Origin of the sequence: Photobacterium rosenbergii (assembly GCF_003026455.1) — a bacterium.
Taxonomy (GTDB): Bacteria; Pseudomonadota; Gammaproteobacteria; order Enterobacterales; family Vibrionaceae; genus Photobacterium; species Photobacterium rosenbergii.
The window spans coordinates 128,836-136,421 of sequence record NZ_PYMB01000010.1; the positions used below are offsets into that span (position 1 = coordinate 128,836).

Genomic DNA, 7,586 nt, shown 5'->3' on the forward strand with positions numbered 1-7,586 from the left:
GCCCTAACTGCCAATCTTTTGCTGTGAAAATCTGCTTAAGTTGAATGTCTTCGCTGTTTCCTCTACTTTGAACAAAGTCAGTGACTGCAAAATAAGGAAATAACCATGTCGTCAGCCAAACAAACCTTACCAACAGAGAGCCAAGCCTTGATTGGAAGGGCTACACCCATCACCCCTTCAATCCCCCATGCAGTGAATGGAACACTATTAAATGACGATATCCCGAACAATATGGAAGTACTTACTATTGGCATGGGATGTTTCTGGGGAGCAGAAAGACTGTTTTGGCAGCAGGACGGGGTTTACAGTACCGCAGTTGGCTACAGCGGTGGATTAACGCCAAACCCAACCTATGAAGAGGTATGTACCGGGCGAACAGGGCACAGTGAAGTCGTCAGGGTAATATTCGACCCGAAGCAGATAAGCTTAGAGACCCTACTCACTCTATTCTGGGAAAAACACGACCCCACCCAAGGTATGCGCCAAGGCAATGATATCGGTACCCAATACCGCTCAGCCATTTACACCTACTCTGACGAACAGCACCAAGCAGCAACAGAGAGTAAAACCCGTTACCAGCAGGCCCTGAAAAGTGCCACAATCACTACCGAGATCCTGCCTGCCAGTACATTCTATTTCGCTGAAGATTATCACCAGCAGTATCTTGCCAAAAACCCCAACGGCTACTGTGGACTAGGCGGAACAGGTATCTGCATGCCTCCACAACTGCAAGATTAGACGGCTTCGGCACTAAGGAGCTGAATCTCCCGGTTAACTTCGCTTAACACATTCAGCGCCTTGGTATCTTGTCTTTTAGGTGGCAGCAAACGTCCCCGGTCAAATTCATACGCCCCAACACCGATAATGAACAACCGGCCACGGAAGTAACTTTTGACATAGCGTGCGACTTGGTTTGGTCGATATTGTTTGAATACTCTTAACATGATTCCCTCACAAAATTACTATCAATATAGACCTTGAAAACAGCCAGATGTTTCCTTTTTCCAAGACGGCCTAAATACATAAAAGAATTAAGCAAGTTACTTGCCAGTTAAGCATTGTTTCGTAAGCTTATTTTCACACCACCAAGCATTTCACTGATTTGCGCACTTTGTTTTATATTTTCGTGATTGAGTTCAAGGCTTTACAAACTGGTTCAACCAGCTTGCTATCACTAATCTAAGATAATGGCGCGTCTAATAAATAATGGAAATAAAGATGAACAAGAAGCCAATTTTCGCCATGCTCGCTATGCTGCTACCGGGTACAGTATTTGCCCATAACCTCTCTTTCGGTGAAGTACTCCCGAATGCAGTGGTTGCAGATAAAGGTGAAATTACTCTACAAGATGACAAAATTGTCTATCAAGATTGGAACAGCAACCAACTTGCGGGCAAGGTAAGGGTGATCCAAGCTATCGCCGGCCGCAGTTCGGCCAAGGCAATGAATGCCGATCTGATGACGGCTATCACTGCTGCAGACTTCCCGGATGATCAGTACCAGACAACCACCATCATCAACCAGGATGACGCAATGTGGGGGACAGGAAGCTTCGTTAAATCATCTGCCGAAGACAGCAAAAAGGAATTCTCATGGTCTTCCATGGTCCTCGATGCCAAGGGGAGTGTCCATAAATCGTGGCAACTCGCCGCTGAAAACTCCGCCATCATTGTTCTCGACAAAGATAGCCAAGTACTTTTTGTCAAAGAAGGCAAACTGACAGAGCAAGAGATTAATCAAGCACTTGAGCTAATCAAAAGTAACCTTTAGGTTGACTTAACAAAGCTTAAATAAGAAATAAAATGATAATGGAGGCCATATTCTAGCAATAGTAGTAATGTTATATTATTACACCACATGGATATGGCTTTTTATTTTATCAAAGTGAACCTTGCGCAGCGTTGGATACCGAGACCAAACAATTTACAGATAAGTCCGAACATTGTCGGGCCAGTTATTGTATTGCACCAACTTGATGCACTTGTTAACTATCTCTGCACCAATGGCAACTCGGTCTACCTCAACCTTCTAGGGCATTCCGCTCCACCGGCGGAACTTAAAAAGCCTTTATCTACCGTTTTCATTCCAGAGCCCGACCTAGGCTTTCTGCAATACCTCTCCTCAATCGCACGTTCACCTCCAGTGCATTGAGTGACTTTATCCAATACATTTTATTCATTTACTTATTTTTGGGGTAACCATGCGTTTAAATCACTCTCTTTCACCGATTGCTACTTTGTTCGTCACCCTCGGCTTGGCCGCTTCAGGTTCTGCCGCTGCAGACGATCACTTCCGCCAACATGATGCCCATGTCCATGGTGTGGTTGAAGTCAATATCGCTCAGGATGGCCAAGACTTATTAATGGAAATCCACGCCCCTGGCGCTGACGTGGTTGGCTTTGAGCACGCCCCCCAAACTGACGAGCAAAAAGCGGCGATCGAAAATGCGATCGCAAAACTAAAATCACCAGATTCAACCTGGATGCTGACAGCTAATGCAAAATGCCAATTGGTAGAAAGCCAAGTTACAGAAACGCTTTCCTCTGGTTCTAGTGACGGTCATGATCATGGAGATCATGACCATGACAAGCATGATCACGGCGACCACGGCCATGACCATGACCATGACAAGCATGATCACGGCGACCACGGCCATGACCACGACAAGCACGATCATGACGACCACGGCCATGACCACGACAAACACGACCATGATGACCACGGCCATGATGACCATGACCATGACCATGACCATGACCATGGTGCACACGGCGAGTTCTCTGCGCAATATACCTATAAGTGTGACAACATTGAGCAATTAACAGACGTTAAAACTCAGTGGTTTACACATTTCCCGACCACAGAGCGCATCACCGTTAACGCCATCACAGAGAAAGGACAAAAAGGTGGGTCGCTGACCTCAAGCAGTATCACTTTCCGTTTCTAATCCAAAGTAACCAAAATGGGGAAGCAATTCCCCATTTCAGGACAGATCATGAACATCATCGAGATCCGCGAACTTACATTCCAATGGCCTCGCCAAACCCAACCATTACTGGAGATCCCTTCACTAGTGGTTAAAAAAGGTGAAAAAGTTTTCATCAAAGGCCCTAGCGGCAGTGGTAAATCAAGTCTACTTAGCCTGCTCGCTGGCATAAACGAGCCGACATCGGGTACAGTTGAACTTCTTGGACAACCTTTCAGTAGCCTAAAGCCAACAGCAAGAGACCGTTTTCGGGCCGACCATATCGGCTACATCTTCCAAATGTTCAACCTGCTCCCTTACCTGTCAGTCATTGATAATGTCCTGCTCCCTTGCAGGTTTTCAGAGTTAAGAAAGAAACAAATTAACGGGGGAATGTACGAGCAGGCCAAAGAGTTACTTTCCCAACTTCATCTCCCGAGTGAGTGCTTAGCCCGACCGATCAGCGAACTCAGTATCGGGCAACAACAACGGGTAGCTGCAGCAAGAGCCTTGATTGGCAAGCCAAAATTATTAATTGCTGATGAACCGACCTCAGCTTTGGATCATGATAATCGCGAAGCATTCATCAAATTACTGATGGCGGAATGCGACAAGTCTGACACCACATTACTGTTTGTCAGCCATGATGAAACACTCGAACCTCTATTTGATCGCAATATCAATCTAAATGCCATTAACGAAGCAGTAAGGGGACAATAATGGGAGCGATCATCCGCCTAGCCTGGCAAAGCTTGGCTAACCGAAAAGCCACGGCAATACTTACTCTATTAACCGTAGCTATCTCTGTGACCCTCCTGCTTGGTGTTGAAAAAGTCAGGACCCAGGCTAAGTCCAGCTTCGCTAATACCATTTCGGAAACCGACCTCATTGTTGGCTCTCGCTCCGGCCAGGTTAACCTATTGCTTTATTCAGTATTCAGAATCGGTAATGCAACCAACAATATTGATTGGCAAAGCTTCCAAGAAATCAGCCAGCACCGTTCAGTGAAATGGGCGATTCCAATTTCTCTTGGCGACTCGCACCGCGGGTTTCGGGTCATCGGTACTAATGGAGATTACTTCAAGCATTATCGATATGGCCAGAAGCAACCGCTACAACTAGCCCAAGGCGAAGTCTTCGATAGCCTGTTCGAAACAGTGATCGGTGCAGATGTGGCAAGAAAGCTCGATTATAAGATAGGCGATGAGATCATTATTGCCCATGGTATTAGTGATCAATCTTTTAACCGTCATGATAACCTGCCATTCAAGATAGTAGGGATCCTTGAGCCAACGGGGACTCCGGTAGATCGTAGCGTACATGTCTCGCTCCCTGCTATAGAAGCCATTCACGTCGGTTGGGAAAGCGGTGCCCGCCTTGGGCCAACACCGGATGCCGACGTCCTCGCAGCCCAGCAGTTTGAACCCAAGCAAATTACTGCCGTTTTGCTTGGCCTTAATTCCAAAATTCAAACCTTCGCCCTGCAACGCTATATCAACACCTATACCAAAGAGCCACTCAGTGCCATCATGCCAGGCATCGCCCTTCATGAATTGTGGGGCATGATGTCTGTCGCCGAACAAGCATTGTTAGTCGTTTCAGGTTTTGTTGTCATCGCAGGGCTGCTAGGTATGCTAACCAGCTTGTTAACCAGCCTCAATGAAAGGCGCCGTGAGATGGCAATCCTTCGGGCTATGGGAGCAAGGCCTGGCCATATCTTCTTTCTGCTTACCAGTGAAGCGACCTTATTAACTGCACTGGGTGTGGTGGTCGGTACCTCTTTGTTGTACTTGATATTGCTGATCACTCAGCCGATTATTCAATCACAGTTTGGTTTGCTTATTCCGATCACTGCGCCAACCAACTATGAGCTGTTGTTGTTATTACTTGTTCAGTTAGCTGGTATGCTAGTCGGTATCATTCCTGCTATCCGCGCCTATCGACATTCGCTCTCGGATGGCATGACAATCAAGGTATAAATAGATGAAAAAATGGCTACTCGCTCTTTGCTGCTGGTTTCCGCTACTCAGCTTCGCCAATGAGCCTTTAAAACTAGACTGGATTGATCTTGTCCCTGAAAAAGAGCGCGCTCAGTTCAATGCCAACCAAATGCCAGTACTTAACCATGATGGCGATGCTGCACAGCAATCTATGATTGGCAGTGTGCGTACAGAGCTAGATGGCAGCAAGGTGAAGATCCCTGGCTTTGTTATTCCTCTAGAGGGTGATGACAAGCAAGTCACTGAATTCCTCTTAGTGCCTTACTTTGGTGCCTGTATCCACGTACCGCCACCGCCGCCGAACCAAATCGTCTATGTCAAGTTCCCACAAGGCGCACCAATTCAGCAGCTGTGGGATGTGGTTTATGTGGTTGGTACCTTGAAAACTCAGCCTGTTAGCCATGAGTTGGCTGAAGTTGGCTATCTACTAGAAGGGACAGCCCTCGAAGACTACGACGATATGTAATCATACCTCGGCCAGTCTTCTGTAAGGCTGGCCGCCAAACTTAAAAGGGTTTTACCAATGGAAGGCCAGGTCGCAAACAAAGTACCCGCTCCCCTAGAACCTCAACCAACAGAAAAACTGAAAAATAACACTCCTAAAAGCATCATTTATTCAATTGCAGAAGAGCAGGGAGTCGGCTACCTCATCAATAAGGAAGGTCCGCAAACTTTAGCTGAAAGGTATGAGGCTCGACATAAAAAAGAACAGTATATCCAACAAGAAAACCTCGAAAAGATTTTCAAGCTAACCTTTGACAACACCCCTTCCGAGAAAGCCAAACAGATTGATCCAGACTGGCTCAACTATTTTACGACCATCGCCAAAACCATCCGTAATCACTCCATGCAACAACTATGGAGCCGTATTCTCAAACAAGAGTTTCTAGCCCCTGGTTCGGTATCATTAAAGACGCTTGATACGCTGCGTAGTATGACCCACAAAGAAGCGCAGGTCTTCCACAAGGCATGTACACTCTCTTGCTTTTTCGGAACTGACAAAAGTAAGAAGCTACTTACTGCATTAAAAACAAAGCATAAATTCTTACCCAGCTTGTTTGCCCCTACACTCAATAAACTATCGCTAGGAAACTTCTCTCTCCCCTACTCCGACCTACTGATTTTGTTAGAGCTTGGGCTAATTTTAAAAAGTGAATTAGAATCGGGAGAATTAACTCCTGGCTCACCGCTCCCATTTAACTACCAAAACCATACCTATCAACTTACCCCACACCAAAAAGGGCTTAGCTTCACTTATTACCGCCTTTCACCAACAGGACAAGAGATCGCTGAGCTATTAGGTAGTAAGACCCATGAGCCTTTTAGAGAAACCATGCTCGAGCTATTAGCTCCGTACTTTGTCATAGAAAGCCAGTAACAAGCCCTCTCCTTCATTGAGCTTTCTCACTGATAAAAAAACCTCGTCGTAAGACGAGGTTTCTCAATTTTTGCGCAGGGTTTGCTTCTGCTTGTAGAAGCAAACTCCAGAATACGTAAAGCTTTTTCAAGATATTTGATTTTTCCTTGGACCTGTTCTTCCCAGAGCCTTACGTTTTACCGAAGACCAAACGCAAAAAAGCCCAAGCATTTCTGCTTGAGCTTACTATAAGTGGCAAAGGGCTGGGATTACATTACTGTCCTTCAAGCAAGGATAGGCTGTTGATCTCATGCCTTTCCCCGAGCCTAGGGCCAGCCCTCCCAAGGGCCTTTCGTTTTGCCGAAGGCCAAAACGTAAAAAAGCCCAAGCATTTCTGCTTGGGCTTACTATAAGTGGCACAGGGCGGGGATTACATCACTATCCTTCCAGCAAGGATAGGCTGTTAATCTTATGCTTTTCCCCGAGCCTAGGGCCTCGCCTCCCAGAGCCTTACGTTTCGCCGAAGGCCAAACGTAAAAAAGCCTCGTCTTTCGACGAGGCTTCTTAATAAGTGGCGGAGGGCCGGGGTCGCGCACGACCGGGACTCAAGCCGCAGGCTCGTGAGAGTCCTTTTTCATATTACATATAACAAAAAACCCCAGCCTTTCGACTGAGGTTTCTTAATAAGTGGCGGAGCGGACGGGACTCGAACCCGCGACCCCCGGCGTGACAGGCCGGTATTCTAACCAACTGAACTACCGCTCCACTCAAATCACCGTGTGTTCAGCACGATAACTTAAATTGGAAGCCTGGCGATGTCCTACTCTCACATGGGGAGGCCCCACACTACCATCGGCGCTATTACGTTTCACTACTGAGTTCGGCATGGGATCAGGTGGGTCCATAATGCTATGGTCGCCAAGCAAATTCTTTTATCTACTGCCTTCAGGCAATAAATAGCAATCTGGGAAAATCTAACTAGTTGTTCTCAACACTCATCCAAGTGTTCATGGAGTCCGTAAAAACCCCTTGGGTGTTGTATGGTTAAGCCTCACGGGCAATTAGTACAGGTTAGCTCAACGCCTCACAACGCTTACACACCCTGCCTATCTACGTCGTAGTCTCCAACAACCCTTTAGGAACCTTATAGGTTCAGGGATGACTCATCTTGAGGCTCGCTTCCCGCTTAGATGCTTTCAGCGGTTATCGATTCCGAACTTAGCTACCGGGCAATGCGTCTGGCGACACAACCCGAACACCAGAG

General features: G+C 46.7%; 8 protein-coding genes, 1 tRNA gene and 2 rRNA genes. 7 read left to right on the top strand and 4 right to left on the bottom strand.

Annotation, left to right across the window (positions count from 1 at the left end; genetic code table 11):
• Positions 1-105 precede the first annotated feature (105 nt).
• Complete coding sequence (gene msrA / locus C9J01_RS18635) at positions 106-738, top strand: peptide-methionine (S)-S-oxide reductase MsrA (protein WP_107299645.1); 633 nt, start codon at positions 106-108, stop codon at positions 736-738.
• Here msrA and C9J01_RS18640 read toward each other — a convergent pair.
• Positions 735-944, bottom strand: a complete 210-nt coding sequence (locus tag C9J01_RS18640; RefSeq protein ID WP_107299646.1) for a DUF1107 domain-containing protein — start codon at positions 942-944, stop codon at positions 735-737. The genes msrA and C9J01_RS18640 overlap by 4 nt on opposite strands.
• A 274-nt stretch (positions 945-1,218) precedes the next feature.
• Here C9J01_RS18640 and C9J01_RS18645 point away from each other — a divergent pair, with 274 nt between their 5' ends.
• The 6 genes from C9J01_RS18645 to C9J01_RS18670 all read left to right on the top strand — a co-directional run bounded on the left by C9J01_RS18645 (position 1,219) and on the right by C9J01_RS18670 (position 6,343).
• Positions 1,219-1,770: a YtfJ family protein gene (locus C9J01_RS18645; protein WP_107299647.1), complete on the top strand. Its 552-nt coding sequence runs from the start codon at positions 1,219-1,221 to the stop codon at positions 1,768-1,770.
• Between the two features lie 430 nt (positions 1,771-2,200).
• Complete coding sequence (zrgA, locus tag C9J01_RS18650; RefSeq protein WP_107299648.1) at positions 2,201-2,947, top strand: zinc uptake protein ZrgA; 747 nt, start codon at positions 2,201-2,203, stop codon at positions 2,945-2,947.
• A 15-nt stretch (positions 2,948-2,962) separates the two neighbouring features.
• Entirely contained in the window at positions 2,963-3,685 is a 723-nt protein-coding gene (locus tag C9J01_RS18655) for an ABC transporter ATP-binding protein (protein ID WP_419687325.1), read from the top strand.
• Positions 3,685-4,944, top strand: a complete 1,260-nt coding sequence (locus C9J01_RS18660; protein WP_107299650.1) for an ABC transporter permease — start codon at positions 3,685-3,687, stop codon at positions 4,942-4,944. Before C9J01_RS18655 ends, C9J01_RS18660 begins: the two co-directional genes overlap by 1 nt.
• Positions 4,945-4,948: 4 nt before the next feature.
• Complete coding sequence (locus C9J01_RS18665; RefSeq protein WP_107299651.1) at positions 4,949-5,431, top strand: DUF3299 domain-containing protein; 483 nt, start codon at positions 4,949-4,951, stop codon at positions 5,429-5,431.
• Positions 5,432-5,488: 57 nt separating this feature from the next.
• Positions 5,489-6,343 carry a TIGR03899 family protein gene (locus tag C9J01_RS18670; RefSeq protein ID WP_107299652.1) on the top strand — a complete coding sequence of 285 codons (855 nt, stop codon included), beginning with the start codon at positions 5,489-5,491 and terminating at the stop codon, positions 6,341-6,343.
• A gap of 667 nt (positions 6,344-7,010) precedes the next feature.
• Here C9J01_RS18670 and C9J01_RS18675 read toward each other — a convergent pair.
• The 3 genes from C9J01_RS18675 to C9J01_RS18685 form a co-directional block, all read right to left on the bottom strand.
• Positions 7,011-7,087, bottom strand: a tRNA-Asp gene (locus C9J01_RS18675).
• A gap of 42 nt (positions 7,088-7,129) precedes the next feature.
• Positions 7,130-7,245: ribosomal RNA gene (gene rrf / locus C9J01_RS18680) — 5S ribosomal RNA — on the bottom strand.
• Positions 7,246-7,362: 117 nt separating this feature from the next.
• Positions 7,363-7,586, bottom strand: a 23S ribosomal RNA gene (locus C9J01_RS18685); the annotation flags it as partial.